22 protein-coding genes and 1 pseudogene are annotated in these 24,853 nt (G+C 60.3%); 11 read left to right on the forward strand and 12 right to left on the reverse strand.

Annotated features, from left to right (window positions below; genetic code table 11):
• Positions 1–204 precede the first annotated feature (204 nt).
• From choV to J2W17_RS29430, 3 genes are all read right to left on the reverse strand, one after another.
• The gene (gene choV, locus J2W17_RS29420) at positions 205–1,383 is read right to left on the reverse strand and encodes a choline ABC transporter ATP-binding protein (protein ID WP_307343275.1); all 1,179 of its coding nucleotides are present in this window, start codon (positions 1,381–1,383) and stop codon (positions 205–207) included.
• Positions 1,380–2,225, reverse strand: a complete 846-nt coding sequence (choW, locus tag J2W17_RS29425; protein ID WP_307343278.1) for a choline ABC transporter permease subunit — start codon at positions 2,223–2,225, stop codon at positions 1,380–1,382. Before choW ends, choV begins: the two co-directional genes overlap by 4 nt.
• Positions 2,226–2,291: 66 nt before the next feature.
• A complete protein-coding gene (locus tag J2W17_RS29430; protein WP_307343281.1) occupies positions 2,292–3,239 on the reverse strand; it encodes a choline ABC transporter substrate-binding protein in 948 nt (315 codons plus the stop codon).
• A 437-nt stretch (positions 3,240–3,676) separates the two neighbouring features.
• Here J2W17_RS29430 and J2W17_RS29435 point away from each other — a divergent pair, with 437 nt between their 5' ends.
• Together J2W17_RS29435 and J2W17_RS29440 are read left to right on the forward strand one after the other, a co-directional pair.
• Positions 3,677–5,053, forward strand: a complete 1,377-nt coding sequence (locus J2W17_RS29435; protein ID WP_307343284.1) for an L-serine ammonia-lyase — start codon at positions 3,677–3,679, stop codon at positions 5,051–5,053.
• Between the two features lie 734 nt (positions 5,054–5,787).
• The gene (locus tag J2W17_RS29440) at positions 5,788–6,891 is read left to right on the forward strand and encodes a GlxA family transcriptional regulator (RefSeq protein ID WP_307343287.1); all 1,104 of its coding nucleotides are present in this window, start codon (positions 5,788–5,790) and stop codon (positions 6,889–6,891) included.
• Positions 6,892–7,095: 204 nt separating this feature from the next.
• Here the strand turns inward: J2W17_RS29440 and J2W17_RS29445 are convergent, their stop codons facing one another.
• The 6 genes from J2W17_RS29445 to J2W17_RS29470 form a co-directional block, all read right to left on the reverse strand.
• Positions 7,096–7,359, reverse strand: a complete 264-nt coding sequence (locus tag J2W17_RS29445) for a hypothetical protein (RefSeq protein ID WP_307343289.1) — start codon at positions 7,357–7,359, stop codon at positions 7,096–7,098.
• Positions 7,360–7,748: 389 nt separating this feature from the next.
• Positions 7,749–8,912, reverse strand: coding sequence for a gamma-butyrobetaine dioxygenase (locus J2W17_RS29450; RefSeq protein ID WP_307343292.1), 1,164 nt, complete (start codon positions 8,910–8,912; stop codon positions 7,749–7,751).
• 39 nt (positions 8,913–8,951) lie between these two features.
• Complete coding sequence (locus J2W17_RS29455) at positions 8,952–9,428, reverse strand: thioesterase family protein (RefSeq protein WP_307343295.1); 477 nt, start codon at positions 9,426–9,428, stop codon at positions 8,952–8,954.
• 166 nt (positions 9,429–9,594) lie between these two features.
• Entirely contained in the window at positions 9,595–10,560 is a 966-nt protein-coding gene (locus tag J2W17_RS29460; RefSeq protein WP_307343298.1) for an L-carnitine dehydrogenase, read from the reverse strand.
• Between the two features lie 142 nt (positions 10,561–10,702).
• Positions 10,703–11,590, reverse strand: coding sequence for a 3-keto-5-aminohexanoate cleavage protein (locus J2W17_RS29465; protein WP_307343301.1), 888 nt, complete (start codon positions 11,588–11,590; stop codon positions 10,703–10,705).
• 74 nt (positions 11,591–11,664) lie between these two features.
• Positions 11,665–12,609, reverse strand: a complete 945-nt coding sequence (locus J2W17_RS29470; protein ID WP_307343304.1) for a choline ABC transporter substrate-binding protein — start codon at positions 12,607–12,609, stop codon at positions 11,665–11,667.
• 205 nt (positions 12,610–12,814) lie between these two features.
• On the opposite strand from J2W17_RS29470, the gene J2W17_RS29475 reads away from it, so the two are divergent.
• On the forward strand, positions 12,815–13,762 hold the full coding sequence (locus J2W17_RS29475; RefSeq protein ID WP_307343307.1) for a GlxA family transcriptional regulator: 948 nt from the start codon (positions 12,815–12,817) through the stop codon (positions 13,760–13,762).
• A 111-nt stretch (positions 13,763–13,873) separates the two neighbouring features.
• On the opposite strand, the gene J2W17_RS29480 is transcribed toward J2W17_RS29475, so the two are convergent.
• From J2W17_RS29480 to J2W17_RS29490, 3 genes and pseudogenes are all read right to left on the reverse strand, one after another.
• Positions 13,874–14,290: a DUF3010 family protein gene (locus J2W17_RS29480; protein ID WP_307343310.1), complete on the reverse strand. Its 417-nt coding sequence runs from the start codon at positions 14,288–14,290 to the stop codon at positions 13,874–13,876.
• A 31-nt stretch (positions 14,291–14,321) separates the two neighbouring features.
• Positions 14,322–14,552, reverse strand: a pseudogene (locus J2W17_RS29485) (helix-turn-helix domain-containing protein); the annotation flags it as partial.
• Positions 14,553–14,562: 10 nt separating this feature from the next.
• Positions 14,563–14,964: a lysozyme inhibitor LprI family protein gene (locus J2W17_RS29490; RefSeq protein ID WP_307343312.1), complete on the reverse strand. Its 402-nt coding sequence runs from the start codon at positions 14,962–14,964 to the stop codon at positions 14,563–14,565.
• Positions 14,965–15,200: 236 nt separating this feature from the next.
• Between J2W17_RS29490 and J2W17_RS29495 the strand changes: the two genes are divergently transcribed.
• The 8 genes from J2W17_RS29495 to J2W17_RS29530 all read left to right on the forward strand — a co-directional run bounded on the left by J2W17_RS29495 (position 15,201) and on the right by J2W17_RS29530 (position 24,786).
• Positions 15,201–16,178, forward strand: a complete 978-nt coding sequence (locus J2W17_RS29495) for a dipeptidase (RefSeq protein ID WP_307343314.1) — start codon at positions 15,201–15,203, stop codon at positions 16,176–16,178.
• Positions 16,179–16,256: 78 nt separating this feature from the next.
• Positions 16,257–16,787, forward strand: a complete 531-nt coding sequence (locus J2W17_RS29500) for a DUF5943 domain-containing protein (RefSeq protein WP_307343317.1) — start codon at positions 16,257–16,259, stop codon at positions 16,785–16,787.
• A 15-nt stretch (positions 16,788–16,802) separates the two neighbouring features.
• Positions 16,803–18,863 carry a dimethylglycine demethylation protein DgcA gene (gene dgcA / locus J2W17_RS29505; RefSeq protein WP_307343320.1) on the forward strand — a complete coding sequence of 687 codons (2,061 nt, stop codon included), beginning with the start codon at positions 16,803–16,805 and terminating at the stop codon, positions 18,861–18,863.
• 184 nt (positions 18,864–19,047) lie between these two features.
• Positions 19,048–21,000 (forward strand): dimethylglycine demethylation protein DgcB, encoded by a 1,953-nt coding sequence (gene dgcB, locus J2W17_RS29510; RefSeq protein ID WP_307343324.1) that lies wholly within the window; start codon positions 19,048–19,050, stop codon positions 20,998–21,000.
• The gene (gene etfA, locus J2W17_RS29515) at positions 21,000–22,220 is read left to right on the forward strand and encodes an electron transfer flavoprotein subunit alpha (RefSeq protein WP_307343327.1); all 1,221 of its coding nucleotides are present in this window, start codon (positions 21,000–21,002) and stop codon (positions 22,218–22,220) included. The genes dgcB and etfA overlap by 1 nt, the downstream gene beginning before the upstream one ends.
• Before the next feature lie 15 nt (positions 22,221–22,235).
• The gene (gene etfB, locus J2W17_RS29520; protein WP_307343329.1) at positions 22,236–23,006 is read left to right on the forward strand and encodes an electron transfer flavoprotein subunit beta; all 771 of its coding nucleotides are present in this window, start codon (positions 22,236–22,238) and stop codon (positions 23,004–23,006) included.
• Between the two features lie 111 nt (positions 23,007–23,117).
• Complete coding sequence (locus J2W17_RS29525; protein WP_307343331.1) at positions 23,118–23,684, forward strand: GNAT family N-acetyltransferase; 567 nt, start codon at positions 23,118–23,120, stop codon at positions 23,682–23,684.
• 193 nt (positions 23,685–23,877) lie between these two features.
• Positions 23,878–24,786, forward strand: a complete 909-nt coding sequence (locus tag J2W17_RS29530) for an RHS repeat-associated core domain-containing protein (protein WP_307343334.1) — start codon at positions 23,878–23,880, stop codon at positions 24,784–24,786.
• Positions 24,787–24,853: the final 67 nt, after the last annotated feature.

The raw sequence follows: 24,853 nt of genomic DNA on the forward strand, positions 1-24,853 counted from the left end.
ATCTGCGGCTTGGGGGGGGGGCGCTGCCCCCGCCCCCCCCCGCCGCGCGCCCCGCGCCCCGGCCCCCCCCCCCCGGCGCCTCCCCCCCCCCCTGTGGGAGCGAGCCTGCTCGCGAAGGGGCCATCAGCCGCACAGCTGCATGACCCGATATCCCATAAACAAAAACGCCGCGATCTCTCGCGGCGTTTTTGTTTGTGTTGCTTCTTAGCCCAGGTTCTTGCCGAGCAGCGCGTGATACAACTCGCTGTCACCCAGGATCCCCACCACCTTGTTGTTATCGTGCAGCACCAGCTTGTTGCCGGTCTGGTAACGAATCTGCAGCGCATCGCGCATGCCGATGTTGGAGTCGACCAATGTCGGCCGACGGCCCAGGCCTTCCACCGCTTGCCCTGGAATCCAGTTCTGCAGGTCCAGGCTTGCACCGTTCTGGCGTGCGCCCTTGATGGTGTTGCCTTCGGCCAGGTCCAGCCACGAATCGCCACCTGGATCCAGGCATACCGAACCGTTGATGCGTTTGCAGTTGTCCAGGGTACGCATCAGGCTGCGGCCGCACAGCACGTTCAGCGGGTTGGTGTGGGCGACGAAGGTTCGCACGTAGTCGTCCGCCGGGTTGAGGACGATTTCCTCGGGTTTGCTGTACTGGATGATACGGCCGTCTTTCATGATCGCGATACGGGTGCCGAGCTTCAGGGCTTCATCGAGGTCGTGACTCACGAACACGATGGTTTTGCTGAGCTTGTTTTGCAGTTCCAGCAATTCGTCCTGCAGGCCCTGGCGGATCAGTGGGTCGAGGGCCGAGAAGGGTTCGTCCATCAGCAGAATGTCGGCGTCCATCGCCAGCGCGCGGGCCAGGCCCACACGTTGCTGCATGCCGCCGGACAGCTCGTCGGGCTTCTTGTTGCGCCACTGGGCCAGGCCCACCAGTTCGAGTTTTTCATCGACCAGTTTTCTCCGTTCCTTCTCCGGACGACCCTGCATTTCCAGACCGAAACTGATGTTCTCGCGAACGGTCAGCCAAGGCATCAGGGCGAACTTCTGGAACACCATCGCAATGCGCTTGGTGCGCATCATTTTCAGTTCCGCCGGGGTGCAGGAAGCGATGTCGATCTGCTTGCCTTCGTGCTCGACGAACAACTTGCCACGGCTGACGGTGTTGAGGCCGTTGATGCAGCGCAGCAGGCTGGACTTGCCGGAGCCGGACAGGCCCATCAATACGCAGATTTCACCTTTCTCGACGTCCAGGCTGGCCTTTTCGACCCCAACGATCTGCCCGGTCTTTTTCAGAATCTCGTTACGGGTCATGCCCTGATCCAGCAGCTTGAGTGCTTCGCGTGGATCCTTGGAGAAAATTACGTCGACGTTATCGAAGCGAATAATGCTCATGCGTCACCCCCTACTTTGGCGTCGGGTTGTTTGCAGATACGGTCGAGCATGATCGCCAGCAGTACGATCGCCAGGCCTGCTTCGAAGCCCAAGGCGATATCAGCAGTGTTCAGTGCGTTGACCACGGGTTTGCCCAGACCGTCGGCGCCCACCAGTGCCGCGATCACTACCATCGACAACGACAGCATGATGCACTGGGTGATACCGGCCGCGATGCTTGGCATGGCGTGAGGCAATTCAATCCGTGAGAGCAACTGACGTCGCGAGCAGCCAAAGGCCTTGCCAGCGTCCATCAATTCTTCCGGGACATCGCGAATGCCCAGGTAGGTCAGGCGGATGGGCGCGGCAATCGCGAACACCACCGTGGAGATCAGACCCGGGACCACACCCAGACCGAAGAGGGTCAGGGTAGGAATGAGGTAAACGAAGGTCGGCACGGTCTGCATCAGATCGAGTACCGGTCGCATCAGTGTGTAGAACATCGGCTTGTGCGCGGCGACGATGCCCAACGGCACGCCGATCAGTACGCAGACCAGGGTGGCGAACAGCACCTGGGCAAGGGTTTCCATGGTTTCCTGCCAGTACCCCAGGTTCAGGATCAGCAAGAAGGAAGCGATGACAAAAACGGTCAGCCCCCACTTTCGTTGGATGAAGTGTGCGATGAGCGCGATGAGGCCGATCAATGCCAGCGGGTTGAACCAGGTCAGCGCGAAAGTCACGCCGTGGATCATCGTTTCCAGTGACAAGGCGATGGCATCGAAGGTGCTGGCGCCGTTTTGCGTCAACCATTCAACAAAGCCTGCAATGTACTGGCCTAAAGGTATTTTCTGATCAATCAGCATGGTAGTGAACGTCCGCATGCAAGGAAATAAACAGCCCGGGGAAGTTACCTTCTCCGGCGTAAGCGATTACTGTGCGAGCTTGGCTTTGACGGCCTCCAGGCCTGGTTTACCGTCAATGGTGGTCACGCCAGCGAGCCAGGTATCGAGGACCTGTGGATTTTTTTTCAGCCAGGCCTTGGCGGCCGCGTCAGGCTTCATTTTGTCGTCCAGGACGTTGCCCATCAGCGTGCTTTCCATGTCGAGGGTAAACACCAGGTTTTTCAGCAACTGCCCCACGTTGCTGCATTCCTGAACGTAGCCCTTGCGGGTGTTCGTGTAGATGGTCGCCTGGCCGAAATTGGGGCCGAAGAACTCGTCGCCGCCGGTCAGGTACTTCATCTTGAATCGGGTATTCATCGGGTGCGGTTCCCAGCCCAGGAACACCACGGAGGTGTTGCGGCGCTGGGCGCGATCGACTTGCGAGAGCATGCCTGCCTCGCTGGATTCGACCACCTTGAAGCCGGCGTCTTTCAAGCCGAAGGCGTTCTTGTCGATCATGCTCTGAATCAGTCGGTTACCGTCGTTGCCCGGTTCGATGCCGTAGATCTTGCCGTCGAGTTCTTTCTTGAACTTGGCGATGTCGGCGAAATCCTTCAGACCCTTGTTATACAACTCTTCGGGGACGGCAAGTGTGTATTTTGCGTTTTCCAGGTTGGCGCGCACGGTGTCCACGGTGCCGGCATCACGGTAAGCCTTGATGTCGTTTTCCATGGTCGGCATCCAGTTACCCAGGAATATGTCCATGTTCTTGCCATCGGCCAGGGATTTGTAAGTCACTGGCACGGAAATCATCGTGGTCTTGGTCTTGTAGCCCAGGGCATCGAGCACGACGCTGGTGGTGGCGGTAGTCACGGTGATGTCAGTCCAGCCGACATCAGAGAAGTTTACGGTTTTGCACTGGGCCGGTTCTGCGGCTTGCGCCAGAAACGGCAGACTCAGCATGGCGGCCAACAACAACGGCGGGGAACCTTTCATGAATGGACTCCTTGGTGTTTTTTTTGGCAGTGTTCCGACTGGACCACCGCACTTAATTAGGTTGCGGTTGGATGGCGTTTTGGAGACATCTTTACCACGGTGCCTTGCAATCGAGTCGATACGATCATGTACCAGTGAAAATCTGACGCCTACAGGGTGCGTCGTATCCAGTACAGGGAGGGTCGCATCCAGTATCGGTGACGTCGCTTACAGCTTTTTTCAGCCCTGTTCGTTGCTTTGAACCGCAAAAAAACGGCGAAAACACAGCGTAAAACGCATGCGGCGTTGGTGGACAAGAGTACGTCGGTGTCAGACGTCGAATGACAAGGTAAAAGCCGGATGATGCAGCCATACCGGCGGATTGCAGCTTGAGCGTAGCAGCTCCGTCGCCAGGCGCTTTTGCGTCTGGAGTTGGCACATCCAGGAGTTCGGCAGTAATGGCTATCAGCGTTTTCGACCTGTTCAAAATCGGTATTGGCCCTTCCAGTTCGCACACCGTCGGACCCATGCGGGCCGCGGCGTTGTTCGTGCAAGGTTTGCGTGAGCAGGGGCTTTTGGAGCGAGTGCGGCGTGTGGAAGTCCAGCTGTACGGGTCGCTGTCGGCCACCGGCATCGGCCACGGCAGCGACAACGCAGTGATCATGGGGCTGATGGGCGAGTGGCCGGACGCGATCGATCCGTCGCAGATCGGACTCCACATTGCCAGCCTGCGCGAGTCCGATACGCTGTTGCTCGACGGGCGCTTGCCTGTGCCGTTCATCTGGGCGCGGGACATGCGCCTGATCGACGAAAACCTGCCATTCCACCCCAACGCCATGACCCTGGTTGCCGAAGGCGATGAGGGTGAGCTGCATCGCGATACCTACTATTCCATCGGCGGCGGGTTTGTCGTCGATGAAGCACAAGCCAGCAGCGGTGTGGTGGACCTGGATAGCACGGTGTTGCCGTACGACTTCTCCAGCGCCGCCGAGCTGCTCAGTCTGTGCAAGCAACACAACCTGCGTGTTGCCGAATTGATGATGGCCAACGAGAAGGTCTGGCGCAGCGAAGAAGAAATCCGCGCCGGCCTGATGAAACTTTGGCGCGCGATGCAAGATTGCGTCGAACAGGGCCTCAAACACGAAGGCATCTTGCCCGGCGGCCTGAACGTGCGTCGGCGCGCGGCCAAGCTGCACCGTAGCCTGCAGGAGTTGAACAAGCCTAACGTGATTGGCTCGACGCTGAGCGCCATGGAGTGGGTGAACCTGTTCGCCCTGGCGGTCAATGAAGAAAACGCCGCTGGCGGACGCATGGTCACGGCGCCGACCAACGGCGCGGCGGGAATCATTCCTGCGGTGCTGCATTACTTTATGAAGTTCAGCGAAGTGGTGACTGACGCCAACGTAGTCGACTATTTCCTTAGCGCGGCGGCGGTGGGGATTCTGTGCAAAAAGAATGCTTCGATTTCCGGCGCGGAAGTCGGGTGCCAGGGCGAGGTCGGCTCGGCTTGCGCCATGGCGGCGGCCGGGTTGGCGGAGATTCTCGGTGCCACGCCGGAGCAACTGTGCAACGCGGCGGAGATCGGTCTGGAACACAACCTTGGTCTGACCTGCGATCCGGTGGGTGGGCTGGTGCAGGTGCCGTGCATCGAGCGCAATGCGATTGCGGCGGTGAAGGCGATCAACGCGGCGCAGATGGCGCTGCGGGGTGACGGTCAGCACTTTATCTCGCTGGATCGGGTGATCCGGACCATGCGCGATACCGGGGCCGATATGCATGACAAATATAAAGAGACGTCGCGGGGTGGTTTGGCGGTCAGCGCCGTCGAGTGCTGACACGCCGCAACCCCCTGTAGGCGCTGCGGTGCGACGATTCGACTTGCCAGCGAAGAGGGTGTGTCAGTCGCTATTAATAGCGAATGTGCCGCCGCCTTCGCCGGCAAGCCGGCTCCTACAGGTGTAGGCGGTGTATCTGACACAACGCGCCGCCGGTTCGCCGGCAAGCCGGCTCCTACAGGTGTAGGCGGTGTATCTGACACAACGCGCCGCCGGTTCGCCGGCAAGCCGGCTCCTACAGGTGTAGGCGGTGTATCTGATACAACGCGCCGCCGGTTCGCCAGCAAGCCGGCTTCTGCAGATAGCGTCAGACCAGTCAAAATTGCTCGCAAAATGCACACACAAAGTTAAACGCGCCATTTTTTGGCGCGTCGCTTACAGATAAGTCGTCAACCCGAGAACCTGCTTCAAAACCAGCCCTGACCGCTCGTCACCTGTGCGTGTGGTGACACTCTCCCAAGCCCCGCCGCAGCCCTGTTCCCACAAGTGATACCGAACTGCTCACACGCAACCCTACGTAGCGCTTGCCGCCCTTGTTGGCACTAAAATCCCACATTCTATTTGCGTCATATGCAGACACATTCCGACGTCGTTTTCAGGATTTATTGAACGCGTATTCAATTTTAGGCATGACAATTGCTCTGTCATTACAAAGCCCGTCTCCCACGCGAGAACGATGGCAATAACAAGAGCCGCCTGAGGCCATCACCCGCTTTGTGTGAGGAGATACCGCGATGACGACGTTCAACTCCGGGGCCCAACCCCAGAACCGTGCGCCACAATCCATCGGCTTTCTGCTGCTGGACAATTTCACGCTTATTTCTTTGGCCTCCGCAGTAGAACCCCTGCGCATGGCCAACCAATTGTCCGGTCGCGAGCTGTATCGCTGGACCACGATCACCGTCGATGGCGGTCAGGTCTGGGCCAGTGACGGCCTGCAGATCACCCCTGATTGCTCCATGCACAAAGCGCCGCCTCTTGACACCATCATTGTCTGCGGCGGTATTGGCATCCAGCGCACCGTTACCCGCGAACATGTGTCGTGGCTGCAAAGCCAGGCGCGTCAGTCCCGCCGTCTCGGCGCGGTCTGCACCGGCAGTTGGGCCCTGGCCTGCGCTGGCCTGCTGGACGGCTTCGATTGCAGCGTGCATTGGGAATGCCTGGCCTCGATGCAGGAAGCCTTTCCGCGTGTCGCCATGAGTACGCGCCTGTTCACTCTCGACCGTAACCGTTTCACCAGTTCCGGCGGCACCGCGCCGCTGGACATGATGCTGCACCTGATCAGCCGCGATCACGGTCGTGAACTGTCGGCCGCGATCTCGGAAATGTTCGTCTACGAGCGCATTCGCAACGAGCAGGATCACCAGCGTGTACCGCTCAAGCACATGCTCGGCACCAACCAGCCGAAGCTGCAGGAAATCGTCGCGCTGATGGAAGCCAACCTGGAAGAGCCGATCGATCTCGACGAACTGGCGGTGTACGTCGCCGTGTCCCGTCGTCAGCTGGAGCGGCTGTTCCAGAAGTACCTGCACTGCTCGCCATCGCGTTACTACCTGAAACTACGCCTGATCCGCGCCCGGCAGCTGCTCAAGCAAACGCCGATGTCGATCATCGAAGTGGCATCGGTGTGTGGGTTCGTGTCTACGCCGCACTTCTCCAAGTGCTACCGCGAATACTTCGGCATTCCGCCACGCGACGAACGCGTCGGCTCCAACACCACGCAACAAGTGGCGATGATGCCGCTGCCGCAGGCACTGGTGCTGTCGCCATTATCCGGTCCGTTGTCGGCGTTGAGTCAGGCGCGCAACGAGTCGACTTTTGCCAGCGTAAGGCTCTAGTCCGAGGCGCCTGCATCGCGGGCAAGCCCGCTCCTACAGGTTGTGCGCCGATGCATCAATTGTGTGGACGACGCACAACCACTGCGGGAGACCGAGGCGCCTGCATCGCGGGCAGCCTGCTTCTACAAGTTGTGCGCCGATGCATCAATTGTGTGGACGACGCACAACCACTGTGGGAGCGGGCTTGCCCGCGAAGGCGTCCTGTCAGGCGCTACGGCTCTGTTGATATTCCGCCAATGCCGGCAGCAATTGCTTGTCGATAGCCTGGCGCACAGCCGGCAGGATGGTCGCGCTGCTGGTGTACATCTGTTTGACCATGGTCCGCAGCGTCATCGCCCGTTCATCGTTCAAACCCCGCACCGCACACTCGCAAGCCTGCTCTGCGGTGGAGCCGCTCGGTACGTTAAAACCCAACGACTTCAGTTGGCCCAACAGGTCTTCCTGGTCAATCAAATCGGTGTGCATCATGACGCAATCCTTCTTCGGGGAACGTGGTCTTGGCTCGATTCTGGTTGGGGCTCTGGGTGGCGGCAAGGGCAATTTGTCGCAATGACCGCAATGGCTATGAACATGTCGTTTTCGGCTAACTTGCCAATTAGCGGAGGAGGCACACTGGATTCAGCTGGCTACACGAAGGTTTGGTCACCCTCGCGCAACGGCTCCTCAACAGTTACCCACCTCTGCCCCGATCCTGTCACGGCTTGATCGGGGTTTTTTTTGTGTGTGAATCAGTAGGGAATTTGGTGTCTGGACTGACGCCTTCGCGAGCAGGCTCGCTCCCACAGGGGATTTGTGCACGACGCAAAACCACTGTGGGAGCGAGCCTGCTCGCGATGAACGATGAACGATGACGCGGTTTAACGTTGCAACACGAGGATTCGCGACAGCAGCTCATCCCGATCAACATAGCAACCCTGGAAATGCCGCGCGCCGGTGCCCGGATCGAAAGCATTGCGGGCATGGAGGGTACGGCGATTGTCGAAACACCACAGCTCCCCGGGATTGAGCCTTTGCATCAGTCTGAATCGAGGCTCACGGGTCATGGCAATGAACCGGCGATAAGCGCGATACAGCTTCGGCATCTGCTCCACCGATGCATCGAACGGACCGCGCAGGAAGTTCGCCATACGGATTTCCGACACCTGCCCACATGCGTCCAGCGCGATAATCGGCGCGAGGCGGCGGTAGTCGCTGTGACGATCCTTGTTGCGAAACTCCACGGGGATTTCACACAAGGCTTGAAACGCTTCGGGATCTTCCTGGCGCAGGGCTTCGGCGATGGCGAACCCGTCGACGAAAATACTCTCGCCACCCTCGGCGTCATTGACCAGGCAATGCAGGAATTGCAGCCCAGGTTGCAGCTCCCGGGTCGGCAGGTCGCTGTGCAGCGGCAGGTTGAAGGCGGTGTAGGCATTGCTGTCGGCATCAGCTTTGGATTGCACGTTGAACAAAACGCCGAAGTTGCTCTCGCGGATGAAGGAAATCCGCTGGGCAATCAGCTTCAGCGAGCCGGGTTCGGTGGGCACGCCACGGACCTGGGTCAGGCCGATGTCGCGTACCGCCAACAGCCACTGCAACAAGGCGTCGTTGTCGTTCATCAGCGCCGGGTAGTCGAACACCGGCAACGGTAAGTCGCCGTGCCAGAGCCTTGATTGCGGTTTGCTGGCGCGGCGTTCGGTACGGGACTCATCGTCATAGGCGTGGGCCCGTAGCCAGCCCGGATCGAAGCGGCTGCGGTGGCCGTCCTGCCATGCGACGCAGAGGCAGCCTTGGGCGTCGACGCTCGTCTCTGCAGCAACAAGATCTTCTTCCACGTCGACGATTTCCAGCACTTGCTCGCGGGTCACCGTGTAGACGCACAGCGGACACGGGCAATTGTCCCGCAGCCATTGGTGATGAAAGGGGCTGACACGGTCGTCGGCCCATTTCACCATGACGCGATCCGTCAGGGCTTGCACGCCAGCCAGCGCGCTGATCAGCGGGTAAGTACGGAAGTCGGCAAAAGCGGCGGCGGTGTTCAATGGCGATCTCCTTGGTCGGTGGTGGTTGTTCGGTGGAGGCTATTTTGCCTGTGGCAGCGCGATCACCCGCCCAATGCAGGCGGGGGCGGGCAAGTCGGCCTGCTCGGCGACGATGGCTTGCAGCTTGCTCAAGGTCTCTTCACTGAACGGCGCGGATCGCGGGCCGGCAAGGTCGACGTGCAGCAGCATTTGCTCATTGCCCGCCAGTTCCTTGTCATCGCCCGGCAGGTGCAGGCTGTGGTAGAGGTGCAGGCGTTTGCTGTCGTGGCCGATGATCTGTGTGTGCACTTCGACATCGGCATCGAGCTTCACTTCGTGCAGGTAATTGAGGTGCAGTTCGAGGGTGAACAGTGAGTTGCCGCTGGCTTCGCGGTTGTTGCTGTCCATCCCCAGGCGGTCCATCAAGGCGTCGGTGGCGTAGCTGAAAATCAACAGGTAGAAGGCATCGCGCAGGTGGCCGTTGTAGTCGACCCAGTCGGGGATGATTGTGGTCTGGTAGGTGGTGAGGGTGGGCATGATGATTGATCCAAGATGTGTGTTGACTGGACTGCCGTCTTCGCGAGCAGGCTCGCTCCCACAGTTGATTTGAGGTGTGAATACAATCTATCTCACCCAGCAAATCCCCTGTGGGAGCGAGCCTGCTCGCGATGAGGGCAGACCTGCTGGCCCATAAACGTGAGGGTTACTCGCTAAACGCCATCCCATGCTTCTCTTTGGTGGTTTTCACCGCCTCGAGCACCGCCAGCAGACAATCATCACGATAGCGCTCCAATGCCGAAATGCTGTGCGTGCCCAACTGATCACGGGTGCCATCCACCACATCATCGATCAACTTGTCTGTCAGTTCCGGCGCCGGCAAATAGGTCCACGGCAACTGCAATGCCGGACCGAACTGCGCCATGAAGTGGCGCATGCCCGCATCGCCACCCGCCAGGGTGTAAGTCAGGAACGTACCCATGAACGACCAGCGCAGGCCCGCGCCAAAACGAATGGCATCGTCTATTTCACCGGTGGTCGCCACGCCATCGTTGACCAGATGCAGGGCTTCACGCCACAGGGCTTCGAGCAGGCGGTCGGCGATAAATCCCGGCACTTCCTTGCGCACATGCAGCGGACGCATGCCTAAGGATTCGTAAACTTTCATCGCTGCCTGCACGGCTTCAGGTGCAGTGTGTTTGCCACCCACCACTTCGACCAACGGCAACAGATAAACCGGGTTGAACGGGTGCCCGACGACGCAGCGTTCCGGGTGGGTCGAGCTTTCGTAAAACTCACTCGGCAACAGCCCTGAGGTACTGGAGCCGATCAGGGCATTCGGTTTGGCTGCCGCGCTGATTCTGCTGTGCAGTTCCAGTTTCAGGTCCAGCCGCTCAGGGGCGCTTTCCTGAATGAAATCCGCGTCGCGAACGCACTCTTCAATGGTGGCGACAAAGCGCAAGCGATCCTGTGATGCGCCGGGTGCCAGGCCTTGTTGTTCCAGTGCGCCCCAGGCATTGGCGACGCGTTTGCGCAGGGCGGCTTCGGCACCGGGCGCCGGGTCCCAGGCCACCACATCGAGGCCGTGGGCCAGGGCGCGGGAGACCCAGCCGCTGCCGATGACACCGCTTCCGAGGGCGGCGAAAGTTTTGATATCAGTGATAAAGCTCATGGCAACTTCCTAAAGGGTTCGGTGATCCCTCTGTAGGAGCCGGCTTGCTGGCGTAGGCGATTTCAGCACCGCAGAAAGTTGCGGCGGATGTACCGGCCTCTTCGCTGGCAAGCCAGCTCCTACAGGGGTTTTGTGTGTGGGTTTAGCCGCGCTGGGTCAGGCCCATTTTTGCCCGGCCTTCAGCGGGGGTCAGCACGCGGGCGCCGAGGCGGCTGAGGATTTCCGAGGCGCGTTCGACCAATTGGCCGTTGGTCGCCAACACGCCCTTGTCCAGCCACAGGTTGTCTTCCAGACCGACCCGCACGTTGCCGCCGAGCAACACTGCTTGGGCGGCCATCGGCATCTGCATGCGACCGATGCCGAACCCGGCCCAGACCGCGTCGGCCGGCAGGTTGTCGACCATGGCTTTCATGGTGGTGGTGTCCGCCGGGGCCCCCCACGGGATGCCCAGGCAGAGCTGGAACAATGGGTTGTCCAGCAGGCCTTCCTTGATCATCTGCCTGGCGAACCACAGGTGACCGGTGTCGAAGATTTCCAGCTCAGGCTTCACGCCCAGCTCTTGAATGCGTTTGGCGCCAGCGCGCAGCTGCGCCGGGGTAGACACATAGATGGTGTCGCCGTCGCCGAAATTCAGGGTGCCGCAATCGAGGGTGCAGATTTCCGGCAGCAGTTCTTCAACATGGGCCAGGCGGGTCAGCGGGCCGACCAGGTCGGTATTGGGACCGAACTCCATCGGGTTCTCGCCCGCACCGATTTCCAGGTCGCCGCCCATGCCGGCGGTGAGGTTGACGATGATGTCGACGTCGGCCTCGCGGATGCGCTCCATCACTTCGCGATACAGCACGACGTCACGGCTGAATTTGCCTGTTTGCGGGTCGCGAACGTGGCAGTGAACCACGGTGGCACCAGCCTTGGCGGCTTCCACGGCCGCCGCGGCGATCTGTTTCGGGGTGACCGGCACGTGTGGGCTTCTGGCGGTCGTGTCGCCAGCACCGGTGAGTGCGCAGGTGATGATGACGTCGTGGTTCATGAGACGGGTTCCTTGCAGGCGTGATGATTCCGTTCGCAGCCCGGTGGGGCTGCGAATCGGTGGTTCAATCGGGTTTATTGAGTGGTCAGTTGCAGGTTTTCAGCTGCTGGTTTGCCATCGAAGGTGGTCACGCCTTCGAGCCAGCGTTGCTTGTCTTGCGGGTGATCCTTCAGCCATTGCCTGGCCGATTCGAAGGCGTCCTTGTGCTCCAGCAGCGGCTGCATCATCCGGCTCTCGTCTTCGGCGGTGAAGGTCAGGTTGCTCAGCAGACGACCGATGTTCGGGCACTGCTCGGCATAGTTCGGCGAGGTGACGGTCCAGACCGTGGCCATGCCTTCGTTCGGGCCCAGGGCGTCTTCGCTGCCAGTGAGATAAGTCATCTGCACGTTGACGTTCATCGGGTGCGGCGCCCAACCGAAGAACACCACCGCTTCCTTGCGCCGCACGGCCCGATCCACCGCGGCGAGCATGCCGGCCTCACTGGACTCGACCAGCTGGAACTTGCCCAGGCCAAACTGATTCTTGGCGATCATCGCCTTGATCTGGGTGTTGGCGCCCGAGCCGGGCTCGATGCCATAGATCTTGCCGCCCAGTTCTTTCTGGAACTTGGCGATGTCGGCAAAGGTTTTCAGGCCCTTGTCGGCGAGGTAAGTCGGAACGGCGAGGGTGGCGCGGGCATCTTTCAGGCTTGGGGCTTCCAGAACCTTGACTTGATTGGCCTGGACGAAAGGCGTGATGGTCTGGGTCATCAGCGGGTTCCAGTAGCCCAGGAACAGGTCCAGGCGCTGGTCGCGGATCCCGGCGAAGATGATTTGCTGGGACGCGCTGGTTTGTTTGGTGTCGTAGCCGAGGCCGTCGAGCAATACTTGGGTCATCGCACTGGTCGCAATCACGTCGGTCCAGTTCACTACGCCCATGCGCACGTTCTGGCACGCAGCGGGTTCGGCCGCCATGACACTGGCGCTCAAGAAGGCGGTACCGCTGAGTGCAAGAACACAGCTGCTGATCAGTCGTTTCATGTCGGGTTCCTCGGCAAACGTTATTGTGGGTTCCGGCATCTGCGTGCCGGTGATGCCAAGTTACGCAGCATGGCCCCCGTGAAAGCGCACTGCGGCGACCAGCTCTTGCACTGCGGCGACCTGTACTCTTGAATGCCGCGTGCAACTGGCGTATCAACGTTCAAACGCTTCCCGCCTCTCGTTACCTGCCAGTCGAGTGCGCTCCATGTCCCAGGATTTCTACTTCTTGTTGATGCCGGGTTTCTCGGCCATCGGGTTCATCTCGGCTATCGAGCCGTTGCGGGTCGCCAATCGCTTTCGCGGCGAGCTGTACCGCTGGCACGTGCTGAGCGCCGACGGTGGCGCGGTATTGGCCAGCAACGGCATGTCGGTCAATGCCGACGCAGCGCTGGAGCCGCTGAAAAAAGGTGCAACCCTATGGGTGGTCGCCGGTTTCGAACCGCTGAAATTCGCCACCCCGGCACTGGAACACTGGCTGCGCCGTCTGGACCACGAAGGCGTGACCCTCGGCGCCATCGACACCGGCAGCTTCGTCCTCGCCGAGGCCGGCCTGCTCGATGGTCATCGCCTGACCTTGCATTGGGAGGCCATTGACGCCTTCAAGGAGTCCTACCCGCAACTCAGCGTTACCCAGGAGCTGTTCGAGATCGACCGTCGCCGTATCACTTCAGCGGGCGGCACCGCTTCCATCGACCTGATGCTCGACCTCATCGCCCAGGCCCACGGTCCGGAGCTGGCGATCCAGGTCAGCGAACAATTCGTACTCGGCCGCATCCGCCCGCGCAAAGACCACCAGCGCATGGAAGTCGCCACGCGTTATGGCATCCGTAACAAGAAGCTGGTGCAGGTGATTGGCGAGATGGAGCAGCACAGTGAACCGCCGCTGAGTACGCTGGAACTGGCGGAGTCGATCAAAGTGACGCGCCGGCAGCTGGAACGCCTGTTTCGCCTGCATTTGAATGACACGCCGAGCAACTTCTACCTGCGCCTGCGGCTGGAAAAGGCCCGGCAGTTATTGCGTCAGACCGACATGAGCGTGCTGGAGGTGAGTATCGCGTGCGGATTTGAATCGCCGTCGTATTTCACCCGCAGTTATCGGGCGAAGTTTGAGCGGTGCCCGCGGGAAGACCGGCGACAAAGCCTGAAAGCATAACGCCGCTCCTGTAGGAGCCGGCTTGCCGGCGAAGGCGGCGTAACAGTCAACATTGATGTTGAATGTGATGGCCTCTTCGCTGGCAAGCCAGCTCCTACAGGATGTGTGTCATTACTTTTTCATCAGCGCCGAACACGCCGCCTTGTACGCCTCATGCTGATACTTGTTCAACGTCGCCGGCAGCTCAAAACCGAACTTCTTGTTCTGCGCATTGATCGTCTGCGGCGACAACAGCGTCACCTCGCAATTCTCCAGCATCTGGAAAACCCCTTCGATCTTGAACGTGGTCGGCCCACCGGCAAATTCGCCTTTCTTGCTGCGTTTCTTGATCGCGATCCGATCGATGGAGTTCTCGCGCACAAACGACGCCACTTGAGCCGCAAATACTTTGACGTTTGCCGCCTCGTCGTCATCCTCCAAGGCGATTTTCTTGGTGGCCAGGGCGACATGGCTCAGCGCCAGACCGTCGAGGGAGGCCACCGCGATAATCGCTTCGCTGCCTTTGATTTCGATGCCGCAGATGTTCATTTCAATCCCTTTTCCGATAGTGGCGCGCAGCTTACAGCTCTAACTGGTTGGCGGTGATGCCAAACGCCGCGGCAATTTTTTCTCGGGTCGTTCTGCGAGGCTTGGCGACGGTTTCTTGCTGAGCGAAGGCCGGCTGGGAAATGCCCATGCGTTTGGCCACTTCGTCCTGTGTGAGGCTGAGGTGTTCGCGCCAGGCGCGAATAGGCGTTGCACCGTCGACGATAAGACCGACTACTTCGTGTGGGATCAAATTATTCTCCATGCTTATGTTCTTACTCCTGCCCGATCGACTCCAGAAACTCCGACCGCTCATCACTCATCCGCGCCACGCAATCATTCTGCGCAATAGTGAAGGCCTTGCTGCCGCTGGTCGCCGGGAACGCCTCGACGGCGCAATCCGCATCCCGGGTTTTCAGCCACTGTTGCTGGGCCGCCTTGAGCTTGGCGGTGACGTCGGTCAGTTGCGCCGGGTTCTTGCCGTAGAGCACCTGCATGCGCTCGGTGAGGCTTTTGTAGTTCTCGCTGAGCAGATCTTCTGCAGCGGTTCTGCTGTAGGCCGAGCACTCCAGGGTCTGTATTGCGTTTTCGACGGCGTCGCAGGGGTTGTCATCGGCCTCTTCAGCCGCCTGCGCGCCGGTCGCTATCAGTGCCAAAGCCAGGAAGATCGATTTCATTGCGCCGCCGCCCCTAAATCCAGTGAAAAATCCAGTGATGCGAAGGATTCTGGCGCAAGCGGCCGGGCTTGAACAGGTGGGTTATCCGGCCAGTGGGCGACCCTTTGTCGCGGATTGACGCTTTCGGCAATTCCCTTGTCGTTTTTGCACCCGGCTGCCGGTGCACCGAGGCATATGCTGGCCCCAAAGCGCCGGCACACGATTCGGCGCATGAATCGCTAATAGGGGACAGCCTGATGAGCCCAGCCGAATTGCACGCCGACAGCATCGTTATCGACGGGCTGATTATTGCCAAGTGGAACCGCGAGTTGTTTGAAGACATGCGCAAGGGCGGCCTGACCGCGGCCAACTGCACCGTATCGGTGTGGGAGGGCTTCCAGGCCACCGTCAACAACATCGCCGCCAGCCAGAAATTGATCCGCGACAACAGCGACCTGGTGATTCCGGTGCGCACCACCGCCGACATCCGTAAAGCCAAGGAGCAGGGCAAGACCGGCATCCTCTTCGGTTTCCAGAATGCCCACGCCTTCGAAGACCAGATCGGCTATGTCGAAGTGTTCAAGCAACTGGGCGTCGGTATTGTGCAGATGTGCTACAACACCCAGAACCTGGTCGGTACCGGTTGCTACGAGCGTGATGGCGGCCTGTCGGGTTTCGGTCGCGAGATCGTTGCCGAAATGAACCGCGTCGGTGTCATGTGCGACCTGTCCCACGTCGGTTCCAAGACTTCCGAGGAAGTCATCCTCGAATCGAAGAAGCCGGTCTGCTACTCCCATTGCCTGCCGTCGGGCCTGAAAGTCCACCCGCGCAACAAGTCCGATGAAGAGCTGAAGTTCATTGCCGATCACGGCGGTTTCGTCGGCGTGACCATGTTCGCCCCGTTCCTGGCCAAGGGCATCGATTCGACCATCGACGATTACGCCGAAGCCATCGAATACACCATGAACATTGTCGGCGAAGACGCCATCGGCATCGGCACCGACTTCACCCAGGGCCATGGCCAGGATTTCTTCGAATACCTGACCCATGACAAGGGCTACGCCCGCCGACTGACCAGCTTCGGCAAGATCATCAACCCGCTGGGCATCCGCACCGTCGGCGAGTTCCCGAACCTGACCGAAACCCTGCTCAAGCGCGGCCATTCCGAGCGCGTGGTGCGCAAGATCATGGGCGAGAACTGGGTCAGCGTCTTGAAAGATGTCTGGGGCGAATAAGCCACCGCACCTCTGAATCCTTTCCCCCGGCCGTCCGCGCCGGGGGCAACACCAAAATTTTTCTGGAGTTAAGTTTCCATGGCCAAGATCGCCCCACAATTACCTATCGAAGTCGACAGCGAAACCGGTATCTGGACCTCCGACGCCCTGCCGATGCTGTATGTGCCGCGCCACTTCTTCGTCAACAACCACATGGGCATTGAGGAAGTGCTGGGCGCCGACGCCTACGCCGACATCCTCTACAAGGCCGGCTACAAGTCCGCCTGGCACTGGTGTGAAAAAGAAGCCGAGTGCCACGGCCTGGAAGGCGTCGCGGTATTCGAGCACTACATGAAGCGTCTGTCGCAACGGGGCTGGGGCCTGTTCAAGATCCAGGACATCGACCTCGACAAAGGCACGGCCAGCGTCAAGCTCGAACACTCCGCATTTGTCTATGTGTACGGCAAGGTCGGCCGCAAGGTCGATTACATGTTCACCGGCTGGTTTGCCGGTGCCATGGACCAGATCCTGGCTGCTCGCGGCAGCAAGATCCGCACGGTCGCCGAACAAGTCTACGGTGGCTCCGAAGAAGGCCACGACGACGGTTTGTTCACCGTCAAGCCGTTGTAAGTCGAGGATTCCGCCATGGCTTTCGAAGCAATGTTCCAGCCGATCCAGATCGGCAAACTGACCATCCGCAACCGCGTGCTCAGCACTGCGCACGCCGAGGTCTACGCGACCGACGGCGGCATGACCACCGATCGGTATGTCAAGTATTACGAAGAGAAAGCCAAGGGCGGGATCGGCCTGGCGATTTGCGGCGGTTCCTCCGTGGTGGCAATCGACAGCCCGCAAGAATGGTGGAGTTCGGTGAACCTCTCCACCGACCGCATCATTCCGCACTTCCAGAATCTCGCCGACGCCATGCACAAGCATGGCGCCAAGATCATGATCCAGATTACCCACATGGGTCGTCGGTCACGCTGGGACGGCTTTAACTGGCCAACGCTGATGTCGCCCTCGGGCGTGCGCGAGCCGGTGCACCGCGCTACCTGCAAAACCATCGAGCCGGAGGAAATCTGGCGGGTGATCGGTAACTACGCGCAGGCCGCGCGCCGGGCAAAGGCCGGTGGGCTGGACGGCGTCGAACTGTCCGCTGTGCACCAGCACATGATCGACCAGTTCTGGAGCCCGCGCGTCAACAAGCGTACCGATGAATGGGGCGGCAGTTTCGAAAACCGCATGCGGTTCGGCCTGGAAGTGCTCAAGGCCGTGCGGGCCGAAGTCGGGCCGGATTTCTGCGTCGGCATCCGTCTGTGCGGTGACGAATTCCACCCGGATGGCTTGTCCCACGAGGACATGAAACAGATCGCCAAGTATTACGACGATACCGGCATGCTGGACTTCATCGGCGTCGTGGGTTCGGGTTGCGACACCCACAACACCCTGGCCAACGTGATTCCGAACATGAGTTATCCACCGGAGCCGTTCCTGCACCTGGCGGCCGGTATCAAGGAAGTGGTCAAGGCACCGGTGTTGCACGCGCAGAACATCAAGGACCCGAACCAGGCGACCCGTATCCTGGAGGGCGGTTACGTCGACATGGTCGGTATGACACGTGCCCACATCGCCGACCCGCACCTGATCGCCAAGATCAAAATGGGCCAGATCGATCAGATCAAGCAATGTGTCGGCGCCAACTACTGCATCGACCGGCAATACCAGGGCCTGGATGTGTTGTGCATCCAGAACGCGGCGACATCCCGTGAGTACATGGGCCTGCCGCACATCATCGAAAAAACCACGGGCGTTAAACGCAAAGTCGTGGTGGTCGGTGCCGGCCCTGCCGGTATGGAAGCTGCTCGTGTGGCCGCCGAACGAGGCCACGACGTGACCCTGTTCGAGAAAAAGGAATTCATCGGCGGGCAGATCACCACTGCTTCGAAAGCACCGCAACGGGACCAGATCGCCGGTATCACCCGCTGGTATCAGCTGGAACTGGCGCGCTTGAAAGTCGACCTGCGCCTGGGCGTGGCGGCTGATGCGCCGGCCATTCTCGACCTGCGTCCGGACGTAGTCGTGCTCGCCGTCGGCGGTCATTCCTTCCTGGAGCAGAACGAGCACTGGGGCGCGGCCGAAGGCCTGGTGGTCAGCAGCTGGGACATTCTGGATGGCAAGGTGGCACCGGGCAAGAACGTGCTGGTCTACGACACCATTTGCGAATTCACCGGGATGTCGACGGCTGACTTCCTGGCCGACAAAGGCAGCCAGGTCGAGATCGTCACCGACGATATCAAGCCCGGCGTGGCGATTGGCGGCACATCGTTCCCGACGTACTACCGCAGCATGTATCCGAAAGAAGTGATCATGACCGGCGACATGATGCTGGAGAAGGTCTACCGCGAAGGCGACAAGCTGGTCGCGGTACTGGAAAACGAATACACCGGCGCCAAAGAGGAGCGGGTGGTGGACCAGGTGGTCGTGGAAAACGGCGTGCGTCCGGACGAAGAGATCTACTACGCGATGAAGGAAGGTTCACGCAACAAGGGCCAGATCGACGTCGAAGCCTTGTTCGCGATCAAGCCGCAACCTTCGTTGAGCCAACCGGGTGACGGTTACTTGCTGTTCCGCATTGGCGACTGTGTGGCTCAGCGCAACGTACACGCGGCGATCTACGACGCGCTGCGGCTCTGCAAGGATTTCTAAGAGCTTGTGGATAACCCTGTAGGAGCGAGCTTGCTCGCGATGACCGTGAACGATGACGCGTACAGTCTGATTTAACGCGGCGTTCTCCGGTTTTTCGCGAGCAAGCTCGCTCCCACACAGGGCATCGCGCAAGGCATCCAGGTAGTTTGGCCTGCAAGACCGTGCGGTCTTTGGGAGCTCCACCATGTTGAACACCCTTCTTCCAATCCTGTTGTTCGCTGCCCTGGGCCTGGCTGCCCTGGGCGCGTTGCGGCGGGTGGCTATGTGGCGCCGGGGCCGGGCTTCGAAAGTCGACCTGATTGGCGGCCTGTTCGCCATGCCCAAGCGTTACATGGTCGATTTGCACCACGTTGTCGCGCGGGACAAATACATCGCCAATACCCACGTCGCCACGGCTGGCGGCGCGGTGGCGTCCATTGTACTGGCGATTCTGGTTCACGGTTTCGGCCTGCATAACCGTATCCTCGGTTATGCACTGCTGTTGATGACGGCAGTGATGTTCGTCGGTGCGATATTTGTCTACCTGCGTCGCCGCAACCCACCGGCTCGCCTGTCAAAGGGCCCGTGGATGCGCTTGCCGAAAAGCCTGTTGGCATTCTCGGTCAGCTTCTTCCTGTTGACCCTGCCGGTCGCCGGCATCCTTCCGGAAAACTTCGGTGGCTGGGTAGTGGCAGCGATCCTCGGCCTCGGTGTGCTGTGGGGCGTTAGCGAACTGTTCTTCGGCATGACCTGGGGCGGACCGATGAAGCACGCCTTCGCCGGTGCCCTGCACCTGGCCTGGCACCGTCGCGCCGAGCGTTTTGGCGGCGGTCGTTCCACCGGCCTGAAACCGCTGGACCTGAACGACCCGAGCGCGCCACTGGGCGTGGAAAAACCCAAGGACTTTACCTGGAACCAGTTGCTCGGCTTCGACGCCTGCGTGCAGTGCGGTAAATGCGAAGCCGCGTGCCCGGCGTTCGCCGCCGGCCAGCCGCTGAACCCGAAAAAGCTGATTCAGGACATGGTGGTCGGACTGGCGGGTGGCACCGATGCCAAGTTCGCTGGCAGCCCTTATCCAGGCAAGCCAGTCGGGGAGCACGCCGGTAACCCGCATCAACCGATCGTCAACGGCCTGGTGGACGCTGAAACCCTGTGGTCCTGCACCACCTGCCGCGCCTGTGTCGAGGAATGCCCGATGATGATCGAGCACGTCGATGCGATCGTCGACATGCGCCGCCATCTGACCCTGGAAAAGGGCGCGACCCCGAACAAGGGCGCCGAAGTCCTGGAAAACCTGATCGCCACCGACAACCCGGGCGGTTTCGCCCCGGGCGGACGGATGAACTGGGCGGCGGACCTGAACCTGGACCTGCTCAGCGAGAAGAAAAAGGTCGACGTGCTGTTCTGGGTCGGCGACGGTGCGTTCGACATGCGCAACCAGCGCACCCTGCGCGCCTTCGTCAAAGTACTCAAAGCAGCCAAGGTCGACTTTGCGGTACTGGGCCTCGAAGAACGCGACAGCGGTGACGTGGCCCGACGCCTGGGCGACGAAGCGACCTTCCAGCTGCTGGCCAAACGCAACATCCAGACCCTGGCCAAATACAGCTTCAACCGCATCGTCACCTGCGATCCGCACAGCTTCCATGTGCTGAAAAACGAGTACGGCGCCTTCGACGGTAACTACCTCGTGCAGCATCACAGCACCTATATGGCGGAAATCATCGGCGCTGGCGCCCTGAATCTCGGCCAGCACAAAGGCAGCAGCGTGACGTATCACGACCCTTGCTACCTCGGCCGCTACAACGGCGAATACGAGGCGCCACGGGAAGTACTGCGCGCCCTCGGGATTGAAGTGAAAGAGATGGAACGCTCCGGTTTCCGCTCGCGCTGCTGCGGCGGCGGTGGCGGCGCGCCGATCACCGACATTCCGGGCAAGCAGCGGATCCCCGACATGCGCATGGAAGACATCCGCGAAACCGGCGCCGAACTGGTGGCCGTGGGTTGCCCGCAATGCACCGCGATGCTCGAAGGCGTGGTCGAACCCCGTCCGCTGATCAAGGACATTGCCGAACTGGTCGCGGATGCCTTGCTCGAAGAAGCTGCACCGAGCAAGCCCAATGCGCCGGCCAAACGTGTAGAACCTGCGGAGGCCCACTGATGAGCGACATTATCCGCCGCGATCCACGCGCCGAATGGATCGCCCGCAACCGCTTGCATCCGCTGCATGCGGCAATGCAACCGGTGCAACACAGCTGGATGGGGCCTAACGGCGTCATCCGCAAGAATCCCCATGGCATCGGTTTCATCGGTCCCAACGGCATCAAGCGCATCGACCGCAGCGGCGCTCAGCAGGGCGGGGCGAGCAAGCGCTCGGCCGCGGTTGAAGTGCAATTGCCGTTGCATCAGGTGCCTGCACCTGCGTTCTACATCAGCGTGGTGCCGGACATGGTCGGTGGCCGCTTGAGCAGCCATGACCGCGACCTGCTCGGTCTGGCGCATCAACTGGCCGGCAACGATGGCGCGGTATTGGCCGTAGTCTTTGGTGAACACAAGGAAAATGCTTTCGCCACCGCGGGCGTCGATCGCTTGCTGGTGCTCGATGGCGATGAATTCAGCGGTTATGCACCAGAACAACGTGTCCAGGGCCTGAGGGCTGTGGATAACCAATTCAGTCCGCGCCACTGGTTACTGCCGGACAGTCGCACCGGTGGCGGCGAACTGGGTCGACGCTTTGCTGCCGCACTGGGCGAACGCCCGGCCACGCGGGTCTGGCAGGTCAAGGACCAGGAATGCATCGGCCGCGCCGGTGCGGGATTGCAAGACCTTGCGCGCCCGGCGGCACGCCTGATTCTGGCCGCCGTGGAATGCGCCGAGCCGGTCAGCGAAACCCGTCACGAAGTATTGCCCGTGGAGTTATCCACAGATGTCGCCCGCAGTTTGTCGCGCATCGAAGACCTGGGCGCGGTGGCAGTCGATCCGGCCGCGATTCCGATGGCCGAAGCCGAGTTCATTTTCTCCGGCGGCAATGGGGTCAGGGACTGGGGACTTTTCCACAGGACCGCCGAAGCGTTGGGCGCGACCGAAGGTGCCTCCCGGGTGGCGGTGGATGACGGCTTCATGGCCCGCGACCGTCAGGTCGGCGCGTCCGGCACCTGGGTCACCGCTCGGGTCTATGTGGCGGTGGGGATTTCCGGGGCGATCCAGCACCTGCAAGGCATCGGTGCCTGCGACAAGGTGGTGGCGATCAACCTCGATCCGGGCTGCGACATGATCAAACGGGCCGACCTGTCGGTGATCGGCGAGAGCGCCGAGATACTTCAAGCCTTGATCGCGGCGGTAGAGGCCTACCGCAACGAAGCCAAGCGCGATGCGGCTTAAGGGAAGGAAAGGGTTATGAGCACGAAAATCATCAGCCTGGTGTCCATCGGCGCCCACCCGACCTCCGGCCGGCCACGTCGCGCGGAGCAGGATGCGCGAGCGGTGGAACTGGGCCTGCAACTGGCTGGGGATAACTTGCAAGTGCTGCATGCCGGCGATGTCGCAGAACCGGCATTGCGCGCTTATCTGGGCATGGGCCTGGAGGAGCTGTATGTGCTGGAACAACCGGTCGGCGCCGATGCGTTGCCCGCATTGACCGCCTATTTGCGCGACGCCGGCGCTCAGGTCGTGTTGACCGGCAGCCAGGCGGAAACCGGCGAAGGCTCGGGCATGCTGCCGTTCCTGCTGGCAGAAAGTCTTGGTTGGCCGCTGGTGGTGGGGCTGGCCCAGGTTGAATCCATCGACGGCAGCTCGGCCCTGGTGCTGCAAGCCTTGCCACGGGGTCAACGCCGTCGTCTGAAAGTGCGGTTGCCGTTTCTCGCGACTGTGGATAACGCCGCGCCGAAGCCTCGGCAGAGCGCCTACGGTCCGGCCCGGCGTGGTGTGTTGCAGGCTGAAGAAATTGAAGTGATTGACGATGAACTGCTGGCCGTTGCCACGCTGCAACCGGCCAAGCCACGACCTAAACGCTTGAAGGTGATCAAGGCCAAGAGCGGCGCGGACCGGATGAAGGCGGCCACGGCCAAGGCCAGTGGCGGTGGTGGACAGGTGCTCAAAGGGTTGAGCCCCGAAGCGGGGGCCGAGGCGATTCTCAAGCTGCTGATAGAAGAAGGCGTGGTCCGCTAGCGTTAAGTGTCCATCAGCAACAACCGGATATATAACTATCCCTCCGGCGCATTGTCGCGCTCCGAGCGTCCGTGTAAAAACGGACGCTCAATGTCCTGTGGAGTCAGGTAAATGGCAGTTGAGTTTCGGTCGGCCATGCGTGCGGATGCGCGTGAGATTGCTCGTTTGTTTCAGATCACATCAGAGGGCGCCGCGGATTACATCTGGAGCCAGTTGGCACAGTCCGGTCAGGATCTTCTGGAAGTCGGCACCCTTCGATACGCCCGCGACGACGTGGACTTCTCCTGGCAGAACTGCCTTATTGCAGAGGCGGACGGCCAGGTCATTGGCATGATGCACAGCTACGTGATGCGTCACGATCCGCTGGCAGAGCCGACAACCGACCCGGTGCTGGCGCCTTACGCGACGATGGAAATCCCCGACACCCTCTACATCTCCAGCCTGGCGCTGCATGAGGGCTGGCGCAATCAGGGCTTGGGCAAGCAATTCCTTGCCTATGCCTATGATCGCGCCAACCGGCTCGGCCTCAATGGCTTGAGCCTGATCGACTATGCGGCCAACACCGGCGCACGGCGGTTTTATGAGCGGCATGGCTTTCGTATCGTCGATACTTGCCAGATCGTGCCCCATCCGATGATTCGGGTGACGGGGGAGGCGTATCTGATGTATCGCCCGTAGGATCGGAGTCTGCGGTTTCCTTCGCCGGGTTTGAGGATGACCCTAGCAGAACTGCTAGTGTCGGTTTTGCTGGTGGTTTGTTAGGTTGATGGCTAGATGACGTCCGCTGACCCTGAGCAGCGTGGTCGCTCGATCAACCCGCGAATGTGCCGAAACACTGCGGGTCCATAACGCCAGCAAAAGGATGCTGTCGATGCCCGCTCCCCGTCTAACCCAAGGTCTTGTCCGCTCTCCTGCGGCAGCTTTTTCGCGAGTCCTGTTGCTGGCGCCTGATCAGCAACAGACGATCCTCGCTGAACTTGACCGTACTGGTCCGAATCGTCTTGCCTATACCCCCTATGGTTTCCAGAGCGGCCTGCTTGCAGCGCAAAGCAGGCTTGGCTTCAATGGACAGCTCAATGAGCGGCCAACGGGCTGGTATCACCTGGGAAATGGCCATCGTGTGTATAACCCGGTGCTGATGCGCTTTCACAGCCCGGATCGGTTGAGCCCATTTGGTAAGGGGGGAGTCAATGCCTATGCATACTGTGGCGGCTCTCCCATTAATCGGGTCGATCCGTCCGGACAATGGTGGGTTGCTGCCATTGGGCAGTTTGTCAGCGTTGGTGTGGGAATGTTATTTGCCACGGCAGCGACTGTTCGGACTGCAGTTGCAAAATATGTAACCAAAACGCCCCTACCCAGACCTTTGCAGGTAGCTAATACATTGAGCTTTTGGGGCGGCGTTGTTGCTGTTGGATTTCGTCCCGCGGGGATCCCAGGGGCTTTGACCTCTACAGCACCCGCTTTGACGCAGGGTATGGCCATCGGGGGCAATGCTGTGAGCCAGATCCTGACCTTTGGTGGTGGATTGACCACCACAGTGAGTCAGGTGAATCAAATAGTGGCGATATCTCGCAACGGGGGGCCATCCTTATTTCGAATGGCGTTGGAATCAGTCCAGGAGGTCAGTGGCCTCAATGCTGTGACGGGACCGGTTAGGCGTTTGCTGACCAGAGCCTCTGACGTTGTTCCAAATGTACCTCTTGAGAGCGTCCGTGTTGTAAGTAGCGAAATAAGAAATCCGGGTGCTTCGGCTTCACAACAGACTACTCGACTCTAGCCTGTGTATAAGTTTGCAGGATCATCGACACTTGCCCCCAATCTCTGTTGGCGCTTCTGTGGATAAG

Source organism: Pseudomonas lini (genome assembly GCF_030812475.1).
In the GTDB taxonomy this organism is placed as follows: Bacteria; Pseudomonadota; Gammaproteobacteria; order Pseudomonadales; family Pseudomonadaceae; genus Aquipseudomonas; species Aquipseudomonas lini_A.

Bases quoted from the DNA above. Each gene is read 5' to 3' on its own strand.
- dgcA (WP_307343320.1), top strand. From the start codon at position 16,803: ATGGCTTTCGAAGCAATGTTCCAGCCGATCCAGATCGGCAAACTGACC.
- choV (WP_307343275.1), bottom strand. From the start codon at position 1,383: ATGAGCATTATTCGCTTCGATAACGTCGACGTAATTTTCTCCAAGGAT.
- etfB (WP_307343329.1), top strand. From the start codon at position 22,236: ATGAGCACGAAAATCATCAGCCTGGTGTCCATCGGCGCCCACCCGACC.
- J2W17_RS29470 (WP_307343304.1), bottom strand. From the start codon at position 12,609: ATGAAACGACTGATCAGCAGCTGTGTTCTTGCACTCAGCGGTACCGCC.
- dgcB (WP_307343324.1), top strand. From the start codon at position 19,048: ATGTTGAACACCCTTCTTCCAATCCTGTTGTTCGCTGCCCTGGGCCTG.
- choW (WP_307343278.1), bottom strand. From the start codon at position 2,225: ATGCTGATTGATCAGAAAATACCTTTAGGCCAGTACATTGCAGGCTTT.
- J2W17_RS29440 (WP_307343287.1), top strand. From the start codon at position 5,788: ATGACGACGTTCAACTCCGGGGCCCAACCCCAGAACCGTGCGCCACAA.
- J2W17_RS29525 (WP_307343331.1), top strand. From the start codon at position 23,118: ATGGCAGTTGAGTTTCGGTCGGCCATGCGTGCGGATGCGCGTGAGATT.
- J2W17_RS29435 (WP_307343284.1), top strand. From the start codon at position 3,677: ATGGCTATCAGCGTTTTCGACCTGTTCAAAATCGGTATTGGCCCTTCC.
- J2W17_RS29495 (WP_307343314.1), top strand. From the start codon at position 15,201: ATGAGCCCAGCCGAATTGCACGCCGACAGCATCGTTATCGACGGGCTG.
- J2W17_RS29460 (WP_307343298.1), bottom strand. From the start codon at position 10,560: ATGAGCTTTATCACTGATATCAAAACTTTCGCCGCCCTCGGAAGCGGT.
- J2W17_RS29530 (WP_307343334.1), top strand. From the start codon at position 23,878: ATGCCCGCTCCCCGTCTAACCCAAGGTCTTGTCCGCTCTCCTGCGGCA.
- J2W17_RS29480 (WP_307343310.1), bottom strand. From the start codon at position 14,290: ATGAACATCTGCGGCATCGAAATCAAAGGCAGCGAAGCGATTATCGCG.
- J2W17_RS29475 (WP_307343307.1), top strand. From the start codon at position 12,815: ATGTCCCAGGATTTCTACTTCTTGTTGATGCCGGGTTTCTCGGCCATC.
- J2W17_RS29455 (WP_307343295.1), bottom strand. From the start codon at position 9,428: ATGCCCACCCTCACCACCTACCAGACCACAATCATCCCCGACTGGGTC.
- etfA (WP_307343327.1), top strand. From the start codon at position 21,000: ATGAGCGACATTATCCGCCGCGATCCACGCGCCGAATGGATCGCCCGC.
- J2W17_RS29430 (WP_307343281.1), bottom strand. From the start codon at position 3,239: ATGAAAGGTTCCCCGCCGTTGTTGTTGGCCGCCATGCTGAGTCTGCCG.
- J2W17_RS29445 (WP_307343289.1), bottom strand. From the start codon at position 7,359: ATGATGCACACCGATTTGATTGACCAGGAAGACCTGTTGGGCCAACTG.
- J2W17_RS29490 (WP_307343312.1), bottom strand. From the start codon at position 14,964: ATGAAATCGATCTTCCTGGCTTTGGCACTGATAGCGACCGGCGCGCAG.
- J2W17_RS29465 (WP_307343301.1), bottom strand. From the start codon at position 11,590: ATGAACCACGACGTCATCATCACCTGCGCACTCACCGGTGCTGGCGAC.
- J2W17_RS29500 (WP_307343317.1), top strand. From the start codon at position 16,257: ATGGCCAAGATCGCCCCACAATTACCTATCGAAGTCGACAGCGAAACC.